We start from the raw sequence: 19,444 nt of genomic DNA on the forward strand, positions 1-19,444 counted from the left end.
TATGTTCACGGAGAGTGGAGGGGGCATGAACAAGAAGTGGATCAAGGTGACCGGCCTGGCCTTCGCGGCCTGGTACATCATCACCCGGCCGCACGGCGCGGCCGACCTGGTGTCGAACGCCATGGGCGGGCTCGGCCACGCCGCCGAGTCGGTGTCCACCTTCGTCAGCGCGATCCCCTGATCGCGGGATGCAGATCTCCAGCCCCGTGCCTGATCTGGGCGCGGGGCTGTTTCGTCGCCCGGAAGCGGCTCCGGCCGCCGAATCCGTCGTCCCCTCTCGATGTGATCTATATCATCATCGTCGATCGTCGCTGGGTGACCCATGGGTAAGGCGCGACTCGATCGTTGACGACGTACCCCTTGCGGCACGAAGGGCTTACAGTCTCTTTGCGGGCACATGCGGATGGGCACATCTGACATGGGTCGGTGTGCCGCTGCACGATGTAAGGGACGGCGACGGGATGAACAAGAAGCACCTTCGCTACGCGGCGATCGCCTTCGTCATCTTCTACCTGTGGACTGACCCTCAAGCCGCGGCCGACGTGGTCAACAACACCATCTCCGCGCTGGGCGACGCCGGGAACTCGCTGTCGCAGTTCGTGAGCGCCATCGGGACGTGAGCGCGCAGGGGCGTCCTCGCGCCCCTCGCCCGCCGCGTCTCGACGGCCTCCTCCTGCCCGCCGGGCGGTCCCCACGGTGCGGGCCGCCCGCGGTGCGCGCAGCGCGGGGGAGGGTCACCGCGCCCCCGGGCGGGGCGCCGTGAACCGGAGGGCGGAGTTCTTCGGCTCTCACTCGTCCCGTAGGGGGTGAATCGTTCCATTTTCCAATGAAGGGGATTTGGGTGATTCTTTAGGGATTTTCGGTCTGTCCGATGTTCGGATTGCGGGTCGAACGGCGCTCCGGCGCGACGCCGTTTTCCGTCGGCCGACAGGCCTGAAACCCCACTGGAGGAGCGAGGGCGGCCCTTGGGGATCGTGGGGGCATCTCCTAGGATCGGCGGCATGTCGGTGTTCGACGTGGAGATTCAGAGCCTGCAGGGCGGACCCGCCGACCTCGGGCAGTACCGCGGCAAGGCCGTTCTCGTGGTGAACGTCGCCTCCAAGTGCGGTCTGACCCCCCAGTACAAGGGGCTGCAGGAGCTGCACGAGCGGTACTCGGGGCGAGGGTTCACGGTGCTCGGCGTGCCGTGCAACCAGTTCCTCGGGCAGGAGCCGGGGACGGCGGAGGAGATCGCCGAGTTCTGCTCCACGACCTACGGGGTGACCTTCCCGATGACCGAGAAGATCGAGGTCAACGGGGAGGGGCGGCATCCGCTGTACCGGGAGCTGGTCGGCGCGGCCGACGCCTCCGGCCACACCGGGGACATCCGGTGGAACTTCGAGAAGTTCCTGGTCGCTCCGGACGGCACGGTGGCGGCGCGGTTCGCGCCGCAGACCGAGCCGGACGACGAGGCGCTGATCGCCGCGATCGAGCGGGTGCTGCCCGCCTGACGGACCGACGGCGAGGAGACGGGCGATGGGCGGCTGGCGGGCCGGCGACATTCCCGACCTGACCGGGCGACGCGCGATCGTCACCGGGGCCAACAGCGGCCTCGGCTACCGGACGGCGCTGGAGCTGGCGCGGCACGGCGCGACCGTGATCCTCGCCTGCCGCAGCGCCGAACGCGGCGAGGCCGCCCTGGCGCGGCTGAGGGCCGAGGTCCCGAGCGCCGACGCGGCGCTGGGCTCCCTGGACCTGGCGGACCTGTCCTCCGTGCGGGCGTTCGCCGAGAAGCAGACCGACCGGCCGCTGGACATCCTGGTCAACAACGCGGGCGTCATGGCCGTGCCGCGGCGGACCACGGCCGACGGCTTCGAGCTGCAGTTCGGCACCAACCATCTGGGGCACTTCGCCCTGACCGGGCTGCTGCTCCCGGCGTTGCTGGCCGCCCCGTCGCCCCGGGTGGTGACGGTCTCCAGCATGCTCGCCTGGCCGGGCCGCATCGACTTCGACGATCTGCAGGGCGAACGCCGCTACCGCCGCTGGCGCGCCTACTCCCAGTCCAAGCTGGCCAACCTGCTGTTCGCCGTCGAACTGCACCGCCGCGCCTCCGGAGCGCTCGCCAGCATGGCCGCCCACCCCGGCTACGCCGCCACCAACCTCCAGCTCGTCGGCCCCCGCATGTCCGGGGACCGGCTGGGCGAACGGTTCGCCGCCCTCGGCAACCGCCTCTTCGCCCAGTCCGACGGCATGGGGGCCCTCCCCATCCTCTACGCCGCCACCGCCCCCGGGGCGCGCAGCGGCGCCTGCTACGGACCCCGCGGCCTCTTCCAGCAGCGCGGCCTCCCCACCGAGGTCCGCACGCCCCCCGCCGCGGGCGATGAGAGGACCGCCCGCCGTCTCTGGGAGGTCTCCGAGGACCTCACCGGCGTCGGTTATGCCTTCCCGGACGCCTCATGACCCCGTGACGACCCCGCGCGGCCCGCGTCGACGCCGGAACGGCCGACGGAGGCCGCACGCCCTCACCGAGACCGGCCGACGGAGACCGGCGAAGGCCTGAGAACCCACGGTTCGCGCCCGCCACGCACAGCCCCTCCGCCCGGGGGATGGAGGTGCTCCTCCCGCGCACCACGCATAAATCCCGACGGGCGGGTATGGCTCGCCGCGCACCTGAGGAGGTGAGCCGTGGCAACGAGGCTGGTGGACGACAGGCAGGCGACGGCGCCGCTCAAGGACCGGTCGACGGCCGAACTGCTCAAACGGCTGTCGGAACAGATCCGCAACCTGATCCAGCAGGAGATCCGGCTGGCCAAGGCGGAACTGACCGAGAAGGGCAGGCGCGCCGGCAGGGGCGCGGGGATGCTCGCGGCGGCCGCGGTCGTCGGCCTGTACGCGATCGGCGTGCTGCTGGCGACGATCATCCTGGCCCTCGACACGGTGATGCCGACCTGGCTGGCGGCGCTGATCGTGACGGTGGTGCTGCTGGTGATCGCCGGGATCCTGGCGATGATGGGGCGTTCGCAGACCCGCAAGGCCACGCCCGCCGCGCCGGCGCGCACGATGGAGTCGGTGAAGAAGGACGTCCAGGTGATGCGGGAGCACGCCCATCGGTGACGTCTCCGGAGCCGCCCTTCGCCGGACCGGCCCCGATCACGGGCCCTCGGCCGGACCGAAGTCGAGGGCGGGCGGCAGGACGCCCTCGAGGGCGAGGAGCCGGCGTTTGACGTCCGGACCGGTGCCGCCGCTGTAGCCGCCCAGGCCGTTCTCCGCCACCACCCGATGGCAGGGGACGATGACGGGGATCGGATTGGCCCCCATCACCTGCCCGACGGCCCGGGCCGGCACGCCCGTCCCACTGCGCTCACCGAGGCGGCCATAGGTCACCACGCTCCCGTAGGGGACCGTCTCCCGCAGACAGGACAGGATCCGGCGCTGCACCCGGGTGGTGAGCCGCCAGTCGACCGGCAGCGCGAACTCGCGCAGCTCCCCGGCGAAGTAGGCGGCGAGCTGCTCGACCGCCGCCGCGGTCCGGTCCGGATCCTCCACCGGGACGAGCCCTGACCGTTCCGCCGTCCGGGCCCGGACGGCGGGATCGTCGCGGAAGTCCACCGCCAGCACGCCCGCCTCGCTGACGGCCACGAGCATCCGCCCCAGCGGCGTGCCCACCGTCCCGAACGCGACCGTCCCGCCCATGCTCGCCCCTCCCGCACCGGATCCGTCCGCATCATCCTCGCTCACCCGGCCCGCCCTCTGCCCGACGTCCACGCCCCGGGCCCGGCTTCCCGTCGGCCTTCACCGAGCCGCCCGGCCGCCGGGTTCGGCCGGCGCGTGCCCGGTGATGCCGCCTCGTCGTCTCGCTCGAGGGCCGACACGAGACGCAGGCGGGGGAGGGACGTGCGTCCGCGGCCGGACCGCCGCACCGGGAAGCCCGGCGCGGCGTCTCGACGCCGGTGAGACGGACCCGCCGGAGCGGGCCCGCCCGGCCGTCTCCCGGCCGGGGGCGACGGCCGGGAGACGGCCGGCCACCGCGTCGACCGGCCGGAAGGCGTTCACCGGGCTTCGCCGGTGAGGAGGCGATGGAGGCGGGCGGCCTCGCGGACGAGACGGCTGGCACCTCCGCGGCCCGCCACCGGGGCGAGCTCGGGAAGCGGGGTGCGCAGCCCGGTGACCTCGGCGGTCTTGGTGCCCAGGGCGATCAGGTCGGGCAGGCCCGCGGGGGCGCGCTCGCCGGGCTCGGGCAGCAGGGCGGGGACGGCCGCGTGGACCACCGTCCAGACGTCGGCGTACGCGCCCGCATGGGCGGCGTCGGTGAGGGCCTGCGCGATCCGGTTGAGCTTGAGACGGCCCACGGACCCCGCCATGCCGATGACGGCGCCCAGGTCCGCGGCGGGCAGCGCGCCCTGGGCGCTGAACGCCAGCAGGGCGTCGACCGCGCCGGAGCGCTCGGCCCGATTCGCACAGCCGAGGCTGTAGGCCAGGGCCGCCGCCGTCGCCGGGCCGGTGGGGCCGTCCGCCTCGGCGAGCCCGAGCAGCGCCGCGCCTCGGCCGAAATCCTCCGCCTCGACCCACTTCTGCAGGTGGAACTGCAGATGGGCGGCGGCGACCTCGCGGTGGGAGGGCAGCAGCGACGGCCACCAGTCGATCTCATAGGAAGGGAAGGGCGGCACCTGCTTCCAGTCGTCGCCGGTGACGGGGAGCCGGAGTATCCGCGCCGCGAGGGAGTCGTCCGTCTCCTCCTGCGGCCTCACTCGGGCGACGACGAAGAAGCTCCGCTTCGGGTCGTGGTTGAAGTGGTCATGGAGGACACGGCCCCGGCAGGTCACGACGGGGTCGGCGTACGCTCCGGCGGCCAGTCGTTCGGCCAGGGTCTTGCCCGCGGGGGAGACCAGGGCACGGGCCCGGGTGACCGCGTCGGCGTCGATGTCGCGGGGGAGGCGGAGCAGCGCCTGTTCGAAATCGGGTTCGGCGGGCTCGACCCCGGCCTCCTCCAGCAGCTCCATCCGGGCGACCAGAGCGCCGGGATCGATGTGACCGCTCGCCTCGGTCGGCGTCGCGAGGAGGGTGGGGGCGAAGCCGACGGAGTGGGCGGCGGTGAGCATCCTCCAGGCCGTGAGACGGTACAGGAGGGAGCAGGTGAAGGGCATGCGGCCCTCCCGCAGGGAGTGGCGCGCCGCCGCCGTCGCATCGGGGACGCGGCGCGTCCGGTCCAGAATCGTCCGAACGGCGGCGGCCAGCCAGTCGATCCGGTCGTCGGAGGGCCGGACGGAGCGGTGCGGCCATGCCCACGGCGGCCGCTCCGGCACCAGCCGCGCCAGCACCTCACGGGTGCCGTCCAGATCACGGCGGGCGTGCTCCACCAGAGCCGCCATCAGCCGCTCGACCAGCGAGAACGCAGGATTCCTCTCCGCCAGGCAGACGGAGAGCTCTTCGGTCAGTTGGGCGGGGGAGGTGATGGGGGTGGGCGGGGGTGCGGGAGTGAAGGGGGGTGGTCCGGGGAGGGGTGGGGGTTCGGTGGTGGGCGGGTCGATGGGGCCGTAGGCGGGGGTGAGGAGGGTGCGCAGGTCTGCGGGCAGGTCGGCGGCGGCCTGGCGGACGGTGCGGCGGGTGTGTTCGTTGGTGTGGGGGGCGTGTTCGGCGGCGGTTTTGACGGCGCGTTCGCGCAGGTCGAGGTCGTCGTGGGGGAACAGGGCGGTGACGGCCTGGACGGTGGCGTCGGCGCGGTGGTGGGTGCGGGCGGTTTTGTTGAGCCAGGTGAGGGTGGTGCGGAGGAGTTTCTTTTCGGGGCGGAACAGCAGGGCGTCGGCGGCTTCGGTGAAGGAGGCCTCGTCCAGGGGGGTGTGCTCGTCGATGCGGCGGATCTGGTGGAGGGCCGTTTCGGCCACGGGGGTGGGTGCGGTCGGGAGGAGGCGCAGGTAGTCGCGCAGGTGGGTGCGGGCTTCGGTGGGGGTGGGGTTCAGGCGGTCGTGGAGGGCGGCGAACCAGCGCAGGGCGTTGTCCCGGCCGCCGCGCAGCAGTCGTCGCAGGCAGCCCTCCAGCAGGGTCTCGCGCTCGAGCCGACCCTCCTCCACGAGCCGCACGAGGGCCTCCAGACGGGTCCGCTGCGGCGGCCCCGCGGTGAGCTCACCGCGCAGCTGCATCCCGGCCGACTCCGACTCCAGCAGCCGGGGCGCCAGCGCCTCCAGGAACGGGTCCCTGCCCATCAGATCGGGCGGCGGTCCCCAGCGCAGCCAGCCCAGCAGGTACGCCTCACCGGGCGGCGGACCGTCCCCGGCGTCGCGGGCCAGCCGGTCGATCACGTGCCACAGCAGCCGATCCGGCTCGTCGCGGCGGCTCCCGTCCATCCGTTCGGCGACCCGGCGGGTGAACTCGGCCCGCCACTCGGGAGAGCGTGCCTGCAGGATCTCCACCACCGCCCGGACGGTCTCCGCATACGGTCTGACCCAGGAGCGCAGCTCGGTCCGGCACACCCAGGCGGCCGCGGCGGCCGGTCCGCCGATGGTGCCGGCCCCGGCCAGCAGCAGATGGGACACCTCGTTCTCGTCGAGCCAGCCGCGCTCCTCGCGCACCGCCTTCAGCAGGGCGGGCATCCGCTCGCCCACCGCACGTCGTTCGGCGGCGTCCAGGGCGGTCACCACCGCCGCCACGTCGTCCAGGTCGCCGCGCCGGATCGCACGCCGCAGCGCGTTGAGCGTCTTCATCAGGGCCGCGTCCCCGGGCGCCAGGCGCATCAGGATCGAGGGCCAGCGAGAAGATGCGGACACCGTTCACACCTCGGCATCCGCGACGGAGGGACGGGCCTGCCGTTCGGCGCGGCGGACCAGGGTGGCGGCGAGCGCGTGCTTGCAGGGGCCGCGGCCGCCGCGATGCTCCGCCCACCAGGGGCAGGTGCACGACACCCGGTCGCCGTCGAACCGGACCTGGCGGGGCCGGCCGTCGTTGGTCACCACGGCCAGGCCGGGCCCCGTGAAGCGGACGGCGCCCTCCTCGACCAGCGCACGGGCCGCCCGCAGCCGCGGGTTCATCGCGGCGACCAGCTCGGGGTCGTAAGGCAGCTCCCGGTGGAAGTGGGCGGCCTCGGCGGTGTCGTAGCCCACCTTGCCCGAGGTGCCGAGCCGGGTGAGCGCCGCCCGCACCCGGTCGATCGGCAGCCCGGAGCGCTCGGCCAGCAGATCCGGCTCGACCCGGGGCTCGAACGCCAGCAGCGCCCCCACCAGGTCGGCGTCGTCGGCCGCCTCGTCGGTGGCCAGCGCGTCCAGCACCGCGCCCTCCCCGGAGAACCCGCGGTGGACCTCCGGCGACAGCGTCAGCACGTACCGCATGCCGGGCATCTCCAGCTCCCATGCGCTGGCGACCGGGATCGACCCGGCGGCGACCGGCGGACCGTACACGCGCAGCGCCCGCGCGAACCGCAGCAGCGGCAGCAGGGTCGCCAGGCGGTGCGGCCCCGCCAGGCACACCGCCCCCGGGACGGCCCGCGACGACGCCCGCAGCGACCGACCTGCGGGGACCGCCCACAGCACCAGGTTCGGCTGCGCCGGCAGGCCGCGCAGGAACCGCACCGCCTCGGCGCGGCCCAGCTCCGCGCGCAGGTCGAACCCCGAGGCGATCACCTGCACCTCGGCGAATCCGCGCAGCCACCGCTCCGGAAGCGGCACCTTCTTCTCCACCACCGCCCCGTCCAGCGTGGTGACCGTCAGTTCGTCCGCACCGACCGCCAGATGCAGCGGGTCCGAGCCGCCCACCCGGGCCAGCGCCTCCCGCAGCGGCCCGTTGACGTCCACGTTGGTGGTGCCGCGCGCCACCACCTCGCCGTCCAGCGCGCCCTCCAGCACGTCCAGCCGCGCGTACACGCCGCAGCAGGCCGAGAACGACTCCATCCGCAGCCGGTCGCCGTTGCAGGTCACCACCGGATCGCGCAGGACGGTCGGCCGGGGCCTGTGGTACCGCGCCTGGGCGACGTCGGCCAGGGCGAGCAGTCCGGCAGCCGCGGGGGCCGCCTGGGTCAGCAGCCCGCTGAAGAAGTGCGGATGGGCCCGGGGACCCGTTTCGGTGACGCCTCCCGAGGTGGACAGGCCGAGCAGGTCTCCGGTCAGCTCGGAGGGACGGCGGTAGGCGTAGGTCTGTGCGGTGGACATGGCCGGACGCTATCCGTCGCGACCGACATTTCCGATGAACCGGGGAATCCGGACTGCGCCTCCGCGGGCGGGACCGGCCATGGCGCCGAACGCGGGACCGGCCAGGGGGTCCGGTCCAAGCGGGGGACCGGCCGGGGAGTCGGCCATGGAGCCGGCCATGGGACCGGTCGCCGCCGGGACGGCCTCGGGGCGGCGGGGCCGCGCGGGACGCCGTCGCGTCGCCGGTGCCGCCCCGGCCCGCCTCGCCCGGGTGGGGGACGGGACCTGTGCCCTCCGGGGGTACTCTCGAATCCGTGCGACGGTTCTTCACCCCTGGCTGGCTCGGCCTGCATGCGCTGGCCATCACCCTGTTCGTCACGTTCCTGTGGTTCGGGTGGTGGCAGTTGAGCCGTGCCCAGGAGGGTAACGACCGCAGCTGGGCCTACGTCTTCGAGTGGCCGGTCTTCGCGATCTTCGTCGTGGTGATGTGGATCAAGATGATCCGCGACGAGCTGAACGACGACGGCGAGTCCCACGAACCGCCGCCGCTCCGGCCCGAGGGGCCCTCCGCCAAGGAGGAGATCATCCGGGCGCAGGAGGAGGAGGACGAGGAGCTGGCGGCCTACAACCGCTACCTGGCCCGCTTGAACGCCCAGCAGGGCCGACGCTCCTGAGACCGTCGCCGACCGGAGCCGTGCCGGGGCGGGAGCATGCCCGCCCTGTCGATGAAGGAGTGACCCGTGGAAGCGGCGATCGAGCGGTACCGCATCCTGTCCATCGTGGTCGGGGTGATGCTGCTGCTGTTGGTCTTCGTGGCCATCCCGTTCCGGTACATCGGCGGGAATCCGACGCCCTCGGCGTTCATCTCGCCGACCCACGGCTTCCTCTACATGGTGTATCTGGCCGCCGCGTTCGACCTGCACCGCCGGACGAAGTGGCCGCTCAAGCAGTTCCTGGTCATGGTGTCGGCGGGGCTGCTGCCGTTCCTGGCGTTCTTCGTGGAGCGCAAGATCGTCCGAGAGGCGAGGGCCCTGGTCGGCTCCTGAGACGTGGACCGGCCGAGGCCGCCGGCCTATTCTTTGACTGAGTCAAAGAATAGGCCGGGAGGCAGCCGTGCCCGTCACCACCGATGAGATCGCCGCCGTCCGTTCCTTCAACCGCTGCTACACGCAGATCATCGGAGTGCTCGGCGAAGGGCTGCTGCACACGCCCTACTCACTGACCGAGGCCCGGGTCCTCTTCGAGCTGGGACGGCGCGAGATCACCCAGGTCGCCGAGCTGCGCCGCGACCTGGGGCTGGACCCCGGTTATCTGAGCCGCATGCTCGCCCGCTTCGAGTCCGACGGACTGATCGTCCGGGAACGCGCGCCCGAGGACGCCCGTCGGCAGGTCGTCCGGCTCACCCCGGCCGGCCGGAGGGTGCGGGAGACGCTCGACGGGCGGGCCCGCGAGGACGTCGGCGCGCTGCTGGAGCGGGTCCCCGAGGGGGAGCGGCCCCGGCTGCTGGAGGCGATGCGGACCGTGCAGCGCCTGCTGACCGGGCCCGCGCCGCGGTCGTCGATCGTGCTGCGGGAGCCGCGTCCGGGCGACCTCGGCTGGATGGTGGAGCGCAACGGCGCGCTGTACGCCGCCGAACACGGCTGGGACCACACCTACGAGGCCCTGGTCGCCCGCATCGTGGCCGACTTCGCCGCCGACCACGACCCCCGGCGCGAGCGCGTCTGGATCGCCGAGCTCGACGGGGAGCGGGCGGGCGCGGTCATGTGCGTCCGCAGGGAGGAGACGGTGGCGCAGCTGCGGCTGCTGCTGGTGGAGCCGTTCGCGCGGGGGCGGGGCGTGGGGACCCGCCTGGTGGAGGAGTGCCTGCGCTTCGCGGCGGAGGCCGGCTACACCGAGATGATGCTGTGGACCAACGACTGCCTGACGGCGGCGCGGCGCATCTACGAGCGGGCCGGGTTCGAACTGGAGTCCGAAGAGCCCCATCACAGCTTCGGGCAGGACCTGGTGGGTCAGTACTGGCGCCGCTCTCTGCGCGCGCCCGCCCCATGATCTTCCCCATGACCTTCCCGTGACCTTCTCCGCGCTCTCCCGGCCGGGCGCGGGCCCGCATGCGAGGCCCCGCGGAGACGGGGACTCCGCGGGGCCCAAGGGGTCGCAACGGTCGAAGTGATCGCTTGAGGCGGCCGAGTCGGCTCAGGCGCCGACCGGTCCGCCGCGCCGCTTCATGGGCGCATTCCAGCTGCCAGGCGACCACCTCCTTCCTGCGTCGCGACGGGAGGCGACCGGACGAGGCCCGGCGGACGGGGACCCGGCTCGGGGTGGCGTGCCGGGCCACAGACGCCACCCCGAGGTCTGTGCGCGGGACGCCGGTGCCGCGGGGGCGTGCGGCACCGGCGCCCGTCGCGTGCGCCGCGCCGGCGGGGGCACTGCACGGCGGGGCGGAAGGGCGGATCCGGGACGGCCGAGGATCCGAGGTGTGTCCCGCTTCGCGCGCACCGCGCCGCGCGAGGCGGGGCGGCGGGTGCGCGGCGAGGGTCGACGCGCTGCACGGGGGAGCGTCGTGTCGGGAACATCCTCGGCCGTCCGGATCGGGTGTGGTGGGGGCTGAGGTGCGGCGCGGACGGCTCCGGTCGCCGTCCAGGATCCGGGCGGGGAGACCGCCCTTGGTGCCGTCCGCCGCATCCGACCCTCCCGGTGGCGGGTGTGGAGTCGGGCCGTCTTTGCCGGTCCGAGGGGTTCTCCATCACCCTGCGTCGCTGTTCCATTGCTGTAAGTACCCGGATGTCACGGCGACGTAAACGCAGGTCAACGAAGATTCGCGGGGGCGGTCGCCGAAGACCCCGTCCGGCCGGCCCCGGCGGGGCGCGCGTCGTCCCGGCGGGTGCGCGATCCGCGCCGCCCCGACGAGGCCCCGGGGAGATCGCTCAGGGCGAACGCGATCGGGAAACAAAACTCGGCTCCATTTTCTTGAGTGCAGGTGACTCAACATCTCGTTGGGTCGCCGAGCGATGGAGTGAGCATGAGCGAGACCCTGACCCTGCCGGTGCTGCCCCTGGACGACGAGGTCGTGCTGCCCGGGATGGTGGTGCCGCTGGATGCGTCGGCCCCCGAGGTGCGCGCCGCGGTCGAGGCGGCGCGGATCGCCGAACGACCGCGCGGCCCCGGGATACGGTCGACCGGCAAGCCCCGGGTGCTGTTGGTGCCGCGGATCGACGGACGGTACGCGGACGTCGGCACCCTGGGCGTCATCGAACGGGAGGGCCGGCTGCCCGGCGGCGGCCCGGGGGCCGTGGTGCGCGGAGTGGCCCGTGTGCGGATCGGGACCGGGACCACCGGCCCCGGGGCGGCGCTGTGGGTCGAGGGCGCCGAGGTGGACGTCCCGCCCGCCGGGCCGCGGGCCAGGGAGCTGGCCGCCGAGTACAAGACGCTGGCCGTCGCCGTCATGCAAAGGCGCGGGGCCTGGCAGGTCATGGACGTCGTCCAGCGGATCGACGACCCCTCCCTGCTGGCCGACAGCGCCGGCTACGCCCCCTACCTGAGCGTGGAGCAGAAGGTCGAGCTGCTGCAGACCCCCGACGCGGTCGAGCGGCTGGAGCGGGTGATCGGGTGGGCCCGCGACCACCTGGCCGAACTGGACGTCGCCGAGACCATCCGCAAGGACGTCCAGGAGGGCGTGGACCGGCAGCAGCGGGAGTTCCTGCTGCGGCAGCAGCTGGCCGCCGTCCGCAAGGAGCTGGCCGAGCTCACCGGCGGACCCGAGGGGGAGGAGGACGACTACCGGGCCCGGATCGAGGCCGCCAGCCTGCCCGAGAAGGTCCGCCGGGCCGCGCTCAAGGAGGTCGACAAGCTCGAGCGCGTCGGCGACTCCTCGCCCGAGAGCGGCTGGATCCGCACCTGGCTGGACACCGTCTTGGACATCCCGTGGAACGAGCGGACCGCGGACGCCTACGACATCGCCGGCGCCCGCGCGGTCCTGGACGCCGACCACGCGGGCCTGGAGGACGTCAAGGAGCGCATCATCGAATACCTGGCCGTCCACCAGCGCCGTGCCGAACGCGGGCTGGGCGTGGTCGGCGGCCGCCGCTCCGGCGCGGTGCTGGCGCTGGTGGGCCCGCCCGGCGTGGGCAAGACCTCGCTGGGGGAGTCGGTCGCCCGCGCCATGGGCCGCACGTTCGTCCGGGTCGCCCTCGGCGGCGTGCGCGACGAGGCCGAGATCCGCGGCCACCGCCGCACCTACGTCGGGGCGCTGCCCGGCCGGATCGTCCGCGCCATCCGCGAGGCCGGATCGATGAACCCCGTGGTGCTGCTCGACGAGATCGACAAGGTCGGCGCGGACTACCGGGGCGACCCGACCGCCGCGCTGCTGGAGGTGCTGGACCCGGCGCAGAACCACACGTTCCGGGACCACTACCTGGAGGTCGAGCTCGACCTGTCGGACGTGTTGTTCCTGGCCACCGCGAACGTGCTGGAGAACATCCCCGCCCCGCTGCTGGACCGCATGGAGCTGGTGCGGCTCGACGGCTACACCGAGGACGAGAAGGTCGTCATCGCCCGCGACCACCTGCTGCCGCGCCAGCTGGAGAAGGCCGGTCTGGAGCCGGGCGAGGCGACCTTCACCGAGGGCGCCCTGCGGATGCTGGCGGCCGAGTACACCCGCGAGGCGGGCGTGCGGTCGCTGGAGAGGTCGATCGCCCGGGTGCTGCGGAAGATCGCCGCGAACGTCGCGCTGGGAGAGGCGCGCCTGCCGGTGACGGTGGACGCCGCCGACCTGCGGGGCTACCTGGGACGGCCGAGGTTCACCCCGGAGACGGCGCTCGGCGACGGCGAACGGCGCACCGCGGTGCCGGGCGTGGCGACGGGCCTGGCGGTCACCGGCGCGGGCGGGGAGGTGCTCTATGTGGAGGCGTCGCTGGCCGATCCGCAGACCGGCGACACCGGCGTGACGATCACCGGTCAGCTCGGCCGGGTGATGCAGGAGTCCGCCCAGATCGCCCTCGGCTACCTGCGGTCCCGGGGCGCCGAGCTGCAGCTGCCGGTCGGCGACCTGAAGGACCGGGGCGTGCACATCCACGTGCCCGCCGGGGCGGTGCCCAAGGACGGGCCGAGCGCGGGGATCACCATGACGACCGCGCTGGCGTCGCTGCTGTCGGGCCGGCAGGTGCGCCCGGACGTGGCGATGACCGGCGAGGTGTCGCTGACCGGACGGGTGCTGCCGATCGGCGGGGTCAAGCAGAAGCTGCTGGCCGCCCACCGCGCCGGGATCACCACCGTGCTGATCCCCAAGCGCAACGAGCCCGATCTGGACGACGTCCCGCCCGAGGTGCTGAAGCAGCTGACGGTGTTCACCGTCGGCGACGTCCGGGAGGTGCTGGAGCTGGCGCTGGAACCGGCCGAGGCGGCCGCGGCCGCCTGACCCGCCCGGGAAGCGGCCTGGGAAACGGCCCCGAAGGGCCGGGAAAGAGATCAGGGCCCCTCGCCCACCCCCGGCGAGGGGCCCTGCTCCGTTCCACCCCGACCAAATAGACGCGCGAGACGCCCACAAGGTTCCTGACCGACGGTGCGTTGTGATGTGGCATAGGACACTTCTGAGACGGCCTTTGCGCGATCACCCCGGGCGTCCCGGTGAACGGACCCGGTGCGGTCGCGGGCCCCTCCGGGCGCATAGGTTGCGCCCATGCGCGTCTTCGTGAGCGGGGCCACGGGGTTCGCGGGGTCCCACACCGTCGCCGCCCTGCTGGAGGCCGGACACCTCCCGCGGCTGCTGGTCCGCGATCCGGCCAAGGCCGTGCGGGTGCTGGCCGCCCTCGGCGTCGACGCCGGCCGGGTGGAACTGGCCGCCGGGGACATGCTCGACGAGGAGGCGGTCGGCGCTGCGCTGGAGGGCTGCCGGGCGGCGATCCACGCGGCCGCGGCCGTCGGCGTCGCCAGGGGAGCGGGGGACCTGATGGAGATCAACGTCACGGGCACCCGCAACGTCGTGGGCGGCGCCGTCGCCCGGGGCCTGGACCCGGTCGTGCACGTCTCCACGGTCGCCGTGTTCGTGCCGCCGCGCGGGCCGGTCATCACCGCGGACGACCCGCTGGGCGCCCCCCGCAACGCCTACGGCCGTTCCAAGGTCGCCGCCGAACGGTACGTGCGAGGGCTCCAGGACCGAGGGGCGCCGATCACGATCGTCTACCCGGGCGGGCTGCTGGGGCCGCACCAGCCCGTGCTGGACTCCCTGATGGCGGGATTGGCGGCGGCGCTGCGGCTGGTGTGGCCGCTGCCGCGCGGGGGAGTGAGCGTCCTCGACGTCCGCGACCTGGCGACGGCGCTGACCCGCTGCCTGGTCCCCGGCCGGGGACCGCGGCGGTGGATGCTCGGCGGGCGCCATCTCACCTGGCGGCGGTACGCCGACCTGTGCGAGGAGACGGCCGGCGCGCGGGTGCGGCGGCTGCCGGTGCCCGGGCCGGCGCTGCTCGCGGCGGGCGCCGTGCTGGACGCGGTCAAGCGGATCCGCCCCTTCGACCACCCGCTGACCCGGGACGCCGCAGAGATCATGATCCGGCTGGCGCCCACCGACGACCGGCCCGCCCTGGACGCCCTCGGGATCGAGCTGCGCCCGATCGAGGAGACCCTCGTCGACGCGTTGCGTTGGCTGGTCGATGCGGGGCACCTTGACGCCGAGCGCGTCCCCCTCGTCCGGAGCGGCCGATGAGCGATCTGATCCGCACGATCCTGGGGCCGCCGGTGCGAGGGATGGCCGGCGCCCGCTGGTTCGCCCGCGTCGGGCCCAAGGTCGTGCCGCCGCTGGACCGGGCGCTGCATCGGATCACCGGCGGCCGGGTCGTCCTCAGCCGGATCATCGTCCCGAGCCTGGTGCTGACCACCGTCGGCAGCGTCAGCGGGCGACCCCGCCGGGTCCCGTTGGCCTGCCTGCCCGAACCCGACGGCAGCTGGATCGTGGTCGGCAGCAACTTCGGTCGGGAGCGTCATCCCGCCTGGACCGGCAACCTGCTCCGGCGGCCCAGGGCCGTCGTCGACTATCGGGGACGCACCGTGCAGGTCACCGCCCGCCTGCTGGACGGGGCCGAACGCGCCGCGGTCTGGCCCCGGCTGGTGGAGCTGTGGCCGGTGTACGAGCGCTACGCCGAGCGGGTCGAACGGGAGCTGAGGATCTTCCGGCTGATCCCCGATCCGCCCGGCTGAAGCCGCCCGCACGGCCGGGACGACGGCGGCCGGCCGACGGATTCTGTGATTTCCTCACGATCACGGTGGTTCCTTCCGAAGTCGCGTCGTTCGGTCCATGCTGGACACGTTTCGAAGATCGAAGTCCGTGGTCGACGCCCGGACGAAGAGGAGAACGACATGACCGGAGCGAAGATCGCCGTGCTCGGCACCGGGATCATCGGGGCCCCCGTGGCGCGGAACCTGAGCGAGGACTTCGCGGTGCGCGTGTGGAACCGCACCCGCGCCAAGGCCGAGGAGCTGGCCGGGAACGGCGGCATCGAGGTGGCCGACACGCCCGCCGAGGCGGTCGCGGGGGCCGGCGTCGTCGTCACCGTGCTCAAGGACGGGCCGACCACCCTGGAGGTCATGCGCGAGGCCGCGTCGGGTCTCGCCGCGGAGACGATCTGGATCCAGCTCGGCACCGTCGGCGTGACCGCGATCGAGGAGCTGGCCGAGTTCGCCGGGCGGCACGGCCTGGTCTTCTACGACGCGCCCGTGATGGGCACCAAGCAGCCGGCCGAGAGCGGGAACCTGGTGATCCTGGCCTCCGGGCCCGAGGACGCCCGCGCCCACGTGCAGCCGGTGTTCGACGTCATCGGCAGCCGCACCGTGTGGGTCGCCTCGCGGCCCGGCGCCTCCAGCCGCCTCAAGCTGGCGCTCAACAGCCTGGTCCTCGCGCTCACCCACGGCGCCGCCGAGAGCCTGGCGTTGGCCGAGGCGCTGGGCGTGGACCCGCGGCTGGTGATCGACGTGGTCGCCGGCGGACCGCTGGACAGCGGATACTTCCAGACCAAGGCGGCCGCCATGGTGAACGGCGACTACGAGCCCGCGTTCGCCCTCGCCAACGCCGCCAAGGACACCCGGCTGATCCTGGAGGCGGCCCGGGCGGCGGGGGTCCACGCCGACCTCGCCGCCGGCGGCCTGCGCAGGTTCGAGCGGGCGATGGAGAAGGGGCACGGCGACAAGGACATGGCGGCCTCCTACCTGGCGGGTTGACCGGCGGGCGGAGACCGCGCCGAGCCGACTGGGATGAAACGGACAGATCTCTGGTCGGCCACAGGTGCAGCAAGCCCGGACCCGGGGTGCGCGAGGCCCCCGGGGTCCGGGCCATTATTTGGACGGCCACATATTTGTGACCGCAACGTGTTCCCACCCCGAGAGAACGGAGAGGTAGATGAAGCGCATGGCAGGCGTCGTCACCCGCGTCGCCGCCGTGGCGTCGGCGATGGCGCTGACGCTCGGCGGATGCAGCAGCTCGGGCGGCAAGAAGGCCGAGCAGGCTGCCGAGGCGGGCGGCGCCGGGCCGCGGCTGAAGATCGCGATGATCACCCACTCCGGGCCGGGCGACACGTTCTGGGACATCGTGCAGAAGGGCGCCAAGGCCGCCGCCGCCAAGGACAACGTCGAGTTCCTCTACTCGGCCGACCCCGACGGCGGCAAGCAGGCCCAGCTGGTGCAGGCCGCCATCGACCAGAAGGTGGACGGCATCATCGTCACCCTGGCCAAGCCGGACGCCCTCAAGGACGTGCTGGCCAAGGCCGAAGCCGCGAACATCCCGGTGGTGTCGATCAACTCCGGTGCCGAGGAGTCCGCCGAGCTCGGCGCCGTCGCCCACTTCGGACAGGACGAGACCATCGCCGGGGAGGCCGCCGGGGAGCAACTGAAGAAGATCGGCGCCACCAAGGCCATCTGCGTCGTCCATGAGCAGGGCAACGTGGGCCACGAGGCCCGCTGCGCCGGCGCCAAGAAGACCTTCGGCGGGCGGTTGGAGAACCTGTACGTGCAGGGCGCCAACATGCCGCAGGTCAAGTCCTCCATCACCGCCAAGCTGCAGAGCGACCCGGACATCGACGGGATCCTGACCCTGGGCGCCCCCTTCGCCGCCACCGCCGTCGACTCGGTCAAGGAGGCCGACAGCTCCGCCAAGATCGGCACCTTCGACCTCAACAAGGACCTGATCGCCTCGATCCGCGACGGATCCATCTGGTTCGCCGTGGACCAGCAGCCCTACCTCCAGGGCTACCTGGCGGTCGAGGAGCTGTGGCTGCTGAAGACCAACGGCAACGTCATCGGCGGCGGCCGTCCCGTGCTGACCGGCCCGGCGATCGTCACCAAGGACAACGCCGACGCCATCGCCCCGTTCGCCGACCGGGGGACCCGGTGAGCGAGGCCGTGCTGGAAGTCGCGGCGGACGAGCGCCTGGCCGGGCGCTCGCCGCTGCGGCGGCTGGCCGCCCGCCCGGAGGTCGGGGCGCTGATCGGCGCGGCCGCGCTGTTCGTGTTCTTCTCCCTGACCGCCGAGTCGTTCCTGCGGGCCTCATCGCTGTCCACGGTGCTGTACGCCAGCAGCACGTTCGGGATCATGGCGGTGTCGGTGGCGCTGTTGATGATCGGCGGCGAGTTCGACCTGTCCGCCGGCGTGATGGTCACCACCTCCGCGTTGCTGGCGGCGATGCTCAGCTACCAGCTCACCCTGAACGTGTGGGCCGGAGTGGCGATCTCGCTGGTGCTGACGCTGGGCCTGGGCCTGCTCAACGGCCTGCTGTACGTGCGCACCCGGCTGCCCAGCTTCATCGTCACCCTCGCCACGTTCTTCATGCTGGCGGGCGCCAACCTCGGCGTCACCAAGCTGGTCACCGGCAACGTCGCCACCGACTCCGTCCGCGACATGGACGGGTTCTCCTCCGCGCGCGCGGTGTTCGCCTCCACCCTCGACGTCGGCGGCGTGCAGCTGAACGTGACGGTGCTGTGGTGGCTGCTGTTCACCGCGGTCGCCACCTGGATCCTGCTGCGCACCCGCGTCGGCAACTGGATCTTCGCCTGCGGCGGGAACCCCCAGGCGGCCCGCGCCGTCGGCGTGCCGGTCACCCGGGTGAAGATCGGCCTGTTCATGGGGGTGGCCTTCACCGCCTGGTTCTCCGGGATGCACCTGCTGTTCGCCTACGGGACGGTGCAGTCCGGGGAGGGCGTGGGCAACGAGTTCTTCTACATCATCTGCGCGGTGATCGGCGGCTGCCTGCTCACCGGCGGTTACGGCTCGGCGATCGGTGCCGCGATCGGGGCGTTCATCTTCGGGATGACCAACAAGGGGATCGTCTACGCCGAGTGGAATCCCGACTGGTTCAAGTTCTTCCTGGGGGCGATGCTGCTGGTGGCCACCGTGGTCAACCTGGTCGTGCGGCGGCGGGCGGAGGCGTCGCGATGAGCGCCGTGGGCGCCGACGCCCCGCTGGTGCGGCTGACCGGCGTCGGCAAGAACTACGGCAACGTCATCGCGCTGCGCGATGTGGACCTGCAGGTCGACGCCGGTCAGGTGACCTGCGTGCTGGGCGACAACGGAGCCGGCAAGTCCACCTTGATCAAGATCATCGCCGGGCTGCACCGGCACGACTCCGGCACCTACGAGGTCGAGGGCCGCGAGGTGGTGTTCGACTCCCCGCGTCAGGCCCTCGACCTGGGGATCGCCACCGTCTACCAGGACCTGGCGATGGTCCCGCTGATGCCGGTGTGGCGGAACTTCTTCCTCGGCTCGGAGAAGCGCCGCGGCTTCGGCCGGCTGGACGTGGAGTACATGCGCCGCACCACCCGGGCGGAGCTGGCCCGCATGGGCATCGACCTGCGCGATGTGGACCAGCCCGTCGGCACGCTCTCCGGCGGCGAGCGTCAGTGCGTGGCCATCGCCCGCGCCGTCCACTTCGGCGCCAAGGTCCTGGTGCTGGACGAGCCGACCGCCGCGCTCGGCGTCAAGCAGGCCGGCGTGGTGCTGCGCTACATCGTCCGGGCCCGGGAACAGGGCCTCGGCGTCGTCTTCATCACCCACAACCCGCACCACGCCTATCCGATCGGCGACCGCTTCCTGATCCTCAACCGCGGCCGCAGCATCGGCTACCACACCAAGGACGAGATCACCCGTGACCAGTTGATCTCCCTGATGGCCGGGGGCGCCGAGCTGGAGGAGCTCACCCACGAGCTCCAGGCGGCCGCCCGCGGCCTCGCCGGGGAGACCGAGGACGCCCTGTCGTCCTGACGGCGGCCCGCGGGCCGGCCTCGCCCGCCCTCGCCGCCCCGGTCGTCCCCGGCGGGGGCGGGGCGTGCCGCGGACCGGGCCCCGCCCGGACGCCGGTCCGCTCCGCCGGATGCCCCG

The 19,444-nt window shown here is 73.1% G+C and carries 18 protein-coding genes; 15 read left to right on the forward strand and 3 right to left on the reverse strand.

Going from position 1 to position 19,444, the window contains the following annotated elements; translation table 11 throughout:
• The first annotated feature begins 25 nt into the window (after positions 1-25).
• From EIO00_RS24615 to EIO00_RS21085, 5 genes are all read left to right on the forward strand, one after another.
• The gene (locus tag EIO00_RS24615) at positions 26-181 is read left to right on the forward strand and encodes a hypothetical protein (protein WP_175596296.1); all 156 of its coding nucleotides are present in this window, start codon (positions 26-28) and stop codon (positions 179-181) included.
• Between the two features lie 280 nt (positions 182-461).
• Positions 462-620: a hypothetical protein gene (locus tag EIO00_RS24620; protein ID WP_175596297.1), complete on the forward strand. Its 159-nt coding sequence runs from the start codon at positions 462-464 to the stop codon at positions 618-620.
• Between the two features lie 381 nt (positions 621-1,001).
• A complete protein-coding gene (locus tag EIO00_RS21075; protein WP_140181663.1) occupies positions 1,002-1,490 on the forward strand; it encodes a glutathione peroxidase in 489 nt (162 codons plus the stop codon).
• Between the two features lie 25 nt (positions 1,491-1,515).
• Entirely contained in the window at positions 1,516-2,439 is a 924-nt protein-coding gene (locus EIO00_RS21080; protein ID WP_140181665.1) for an oxidoreductase, read from the forward strand.
• Between the two features lie 225 nt (positions 2,440-2,664).
• Positions 2,665-3,093: a phage holin family protein gene (locus EIO00_RS21085; RefSeq protein ID WP_140181667.1), complete on the forward strand. Its 429-nt coding sequence runs from the start codon at positions 2,665-2,667 to the stop codon at positions 3,091-3,093.
• Between the two features lie 36 nt (positions 3,094-3,129).
• Here EIO00_RS21085 and EIO00_RS21090 read toward each other — a convergent pair whose 3' ends face one another.
• The 3 genes from EIO00_RS21090 to EIO00_RS21100 form a co-directional block, all read right to left on the reverse strand.
• Positions 3,130-3,672, reverse strand: a complete 543-nt coding sequence (locus EIO00_RS21090) for a methylated-DNA--[protein]-cysteine S-methyltransferase (RefSeq protein ID WP_140181668.1) — start codon at positions 3,670-3,672, stop codon at positions 3,130-3,132.
• A 356-nt stretch (positions 3,673-4,028) separates the two neighbouring features.
• Entirely contained in the window at positions 4,029-6,740 is a 2,712-nt protein-coding gene (locus EIO00_RS21095) for a DUF6493 family protein (protein ID WP_140181670.1), read from the reverse strand.
• 3 nt (positions 6,741-6,743) lie between these two features.
• A complete protein-coding gene (locus EIO00_RS21100) occupies positions 6,744-8,114 on the reverse strand; it encodes an SWIM zinc finger family protein (protein WP_140181672.1) in 1,371 nt (456 codons plus the stop codon).
• A gap of 293 nt (positions 8,115-8,407) precedes the next feature.
• On the opposite strand from EIO00_RS21100, the gene EIO00_RS21105 reads away from it, so the two are divergent.
• From EIO00_RS21105 to EIO00_RS21150, 10 genes are all read left to right on the forward strand, one after another.
• Positions 8,408-8,767, forward strand: a complete 360-nt coding sequence (locus EIO00_RS21105; RefSeq protein ID WP_140181674.1) for a hypothetical protein — start codon at positions 8,408-8,410, stop codon at positions 8,765-8,767.
• 66 nt (positions 8,768-8,833) lie between these two features.
• Positions 8,834-9,139 (forward strand): DUF3817 domain-containing protein, encoded by a 306-nt coding sequence (locus EIO00_RS21110; protein WP_140181676.1) that lies wholly within the window; start codon positions 8,834-8,836, stop codon positions 9,137-9,139.
• A gap of 67 nt (positions 9,140-9,206) precedes the next feature.
• A complete protein-coding gene (locus EIO00_RS21115) occupies positions 9,207-10,142 on the forward strand; it encodes a bifunctional helix-turn-helix transcriptional regulator/GNAT family N-acetyltransferase (protein WP_241661497.1) in 936 nt (311 codons plus the stop codon).
• A gap of 970 nt (positions 10,143-11,112) precedes the next feature.
• Positions 11,113-13,506, forward strand: a complete 2,394-nt coding sequence (lon, locus tag EIO00_RS21120; protein WP_140181681.1) for an endopeptidase La — start codon at positions 11,113-11,115, stop codon at positions 13,504-13,506.
• Positions 13,507-13,767: 261 nt separating this feature from the next.
• Positions 13,768-14,790, forward strand: a complete 1,023-nt coding sequence (locus tag EIO00_RS21125) for an NAD-dependent epimerase/dehydratase family protein (protein ID WP_140181683.1) — start codon at positions 13,768-13,770, stop codon at positions 14,788-14,790.
• Entirely contained in the window at positions 14,787-15,281 is a 495-nt protein-coding gene (locus EIO00_RS21130) for a nitroreductase family deazaflavin-dependent oxidoreductase (RefSeq protein ID WP_140181685.1), read from the forward strand. Before EIO00_RS21125 ends, EIO00_RS21130 begins: the two co-directional genes overlap by 4 nt.
• A gap of 159 nt (positions 15,282-15,440) precedes the next feature.
• Positions 15,441-16,298: an NAD(P)-dependent oxidoreductase gene (locus EIO00_RS21135; protein ID WP_140181687.1), complete on the forward strand. Its 858-nt coding sequence runs from the start codon at positions 15,441-15,443 to the stop codon at positions 16,296-16,298.
• 178 nt (positions 16,299-16,476) lie between these two features.
• Positions 16,477-17,466: a sugar ABC transporter substrate-binding protein gene (locus EIO00_RS21140; RefSeq protein WP_140181689.1), complete on the forward strand. Its 990-nt coding sequence runs from the start codon at positions 16,477-16,479 to the stop codon at positions 17,464-17,466.
• Entirely contained in the window at positions 17,463-18,506 is a 1,044-nt protein-coding gene (locus EIO00_RS21145; RefSeq protein ID WP_140181692.1) for an ABC transporter permease, read from the forward strand. Before EIO00_RS21140 ends, EIO00_RS21145 begins: the two co-directional genes overlap by 4 nt.
• Positions 18,503-19,327, forward strand: coding sequence for an ATP-binding cassette domain-containing protein (locus EIO00_RS21150; RefSeq protein ID WP_140181694.1), 825 nt, complete (start codon positions 18,503-18,505; stop codon positions 19,325-19,327). The genes EIO00_RS21145 and EIO00_RS21150 overlap by 4 nt, the downstream gene beginning before the upstream one ends.
• Positions 19,328-19,444: the final 117 nt, after the last annotated feature.

The sequence above is a fragment of the Thermomonospora catenispora genome (assembly GCF_006363815.1).
GTDB lineage: Bacteria > Actinomycetota > Actinomycetes > Streptosporangiales > Streptosporangiaceae > Thermomonospora > Thermomonospora catenispora.

Excerpts from the sequence above, each read along its gene's own strand:
- EIO00_RS21150 (WP_140181694.1), top strand. The coding sequence starts at position 18,503 with ATGAGCGCCGTGGGCGCCGACGCCCCGCTGGTGCGGCTGACCGGCGTC.
- EIO00_RS24615 (WP_175596296.1), top strand. The coding sequence starts at position 26 with ATGAACAAGAAGTGGATCAAGGTGACCGGCCTGGCCTTCGCGGCCTGG.
- EIO00_RS24620 (WP_175596297.1), top strand. The coding sequence starts at position 462 with ATGAACAAGAAGCACCTTCGCTACGCGGCGATCGCCTTCGTCATCTTC.
- EIO00_RS21135 (WP_140181687.1), top strand. The coding sequence starts at position 15,441 with ATGACCGGAGCGAAGATCGCCGTGCTCGGCACCGGGATCATCGGGGCC.
- EIO00_RS21140 (WP_140181689.1), top strand. The coding sequence starts at position 16,477 with ATGAAGCGCATGGCAGGCGTCGTCACCCGCGTCGCCGCCGTGGCGTCG.
- lon (WP_140181681.1), top strand. The coding sequence starts at position 11,113 with ATGAGCGAGACCCTGACCCTGCCGGTGCTGCCCCTGGACGACGAGGTC.
- EIO00_RS21075 (WP_140181663.1), top strand. The coding sequence starts at position 1,002 with ATGTCGGTGTTCGACGTGGAGATTCAGAGCCTGCAGGGCGGACCCGCC.
- EIO00_RS21090 (WP_140181668.1), bottom strand. The coding sequence starts at position 3,672 with ATGGGCGGGACGGTCGCGTTCGGGACGGTGGGCACGCCGCTGGGGCGG.
- EIO00_RS21130 (WP_140181685.1), top strand. The coding sequence starts at position 14,787 with ATGAGCGATCTGATCCGCACGATCCTGGGGCCGCCGGTGCGAGGGATG.
- EIO00_RS21080 (WP_140181665.1), top strand. The coding sequence starts at position 1,516 with ATGGGCGGCTGGCGGGCCGGCGACATTCCCGACCTGACCGGGCGACGC.
- EIO00_RS21125 (WP_140181683.1), top strand. The coding sequence starts at position 13,768 with ATGCGCGTCTTCGTGAGCGGGGCCACGGGGTTCGCGGGGTCCCACACC.
- EIO00_RS21100 (WP_140181672.1), bottom strand. The coding sequence starts at position 8,114 with ATGTCCACCGCACAGACCTACGCCTACCGCCGTCCCTCCGAGCTGACC.